This window comes from Paenibacillus sp. J2R1T-4 (assembly GCF_059692235.1).
On sequence record NZ_JCAUBA010000049.1, the window covers coordinates 1 to 1,357 of the forward strand.

2 rRNA genes are annotated in these 1,357 nt (G+C 48.2%); both read left to right on the plus strand.

Features of this window, described 5'->3' with window-relative positions:
* Positions 1–111: ribosomal RNA gene (locus AC58QD_RS32475) — 23S ribosomal RNA — on the plus strand; the annotation flags it as partial.
* A 101-nt stretch (positions 112–212) separates the two neighbouring features.
* A 5S ribosomal RNA gene (rrf, locus tag AC58QD_RS32480) occupies positions 213–329 on the plus strand.
* Positions 330–1,357 lie beyond the last annotated feature (1,028 nt).

Genomic DNA, 1,357 nt, shown 5'->3' on the forward strand with positions numbered 1-1,357 from the left:
AGATTTCCCAATTAGTAAGACCCCTTGTAGACAACGAGGTTGATAGGTTCGAGGTGGACGTGCAGTAATGCATGGAGCTGACGAATACTAATCGGTCGAGGGCTTATCCAACACACTCATACCCGAGTGACAAGCACAACAAACACGGCTCGTTACCGTTATTCGCATCCAGTTTTCAGGGTACAACCCTGAATGTAACATCTGCCTCATCGTTTGGTGACGACGGCGGAGGGGAACCACGCGTTCCCATCCCGAACACGACCGTTAAGCCCTCCAGCGCCGATGGTACTTGGACCGCAGGGTCCTGGGAGAGTAGGACGTTGCCAAGCAGGAGCAGATAAGCAAAAGACCCGCACATCATGTGCGGGTCTTTTGCTGTCTAGATTATTACAATTCAAGCCTGAGCTTATCGAATGAAGCGAATTAGTTGCAAAACCGGAAGCTGCTAGGTCTCGATTGCACGATTCCGTAGTGTGATTTCCACCTTCCTTAAGCTAAATCGCTGTTCTTTTCTCCTTCACTCCTGCTTGTCGTGGTTAATTTGGATTATAGCGTTATGCCCGCTCACAGATAAGCCATGTTACTACTGCCTATTTGGGCCATTTCATCACTCAAGCACGAATTAGCCAATCTGACTATCCCTTATTTCTGCACTCTGAACCGAATTTTCTCAAAATCAGGCCAATAACCAGTAGTAAAACTTGCTATTTCAGCCAAAGCCGTCTTGTTCGACGAAATAACCTATGCTAGCAGTGGCTAACAGATCTCAACAGGATCTATGCAGTAACCACAACCGCGCTATTCGCTCACACACCCGTTTTGCTCGAATTAGTTGCAAAACCGCATCTAATCCCACACCCCTCGGCTCTTTTGACCGAATTAGCTGCCAAACAGCAACTAATCTACCTTGAGAGGCCGGGAAATGACGATTTGCTATGATTAATTGCTTTTATGCAACTAAATGCGCGAGTCCGATCAGCGTGGAACAATTTAATTGCTTTTTCGCAACTAATATTAGAATGCTAAGCTGAAACCGGAGTAGTGTGTGGATGGAGAGGGAGAAGTGGGCATAGAGCGTCGGAACCGAAGTAGTGTGTGGATGTAGAGGGAGAAGTGGGCATAGAGCGTCGGAACCGAAGTAGTGTGTGGATGTAGAGGGAGAAGTGGGCATAGAGCGTCGGAACCGAAGTAGTGTGTGGATGTAGAGGGAGAAGACGGCATAGAGCGTTGGAATCGGAGTAGTGTGTGGATGTAGAGGGGGATAGACGGCATAGAGCGTTGGAACCGGAGTAGTGTGTGGATGTTAGAGGGAGAAGACGGCATAGAGCGCTGGAACCGAAGTAGTGTATGGATGTAG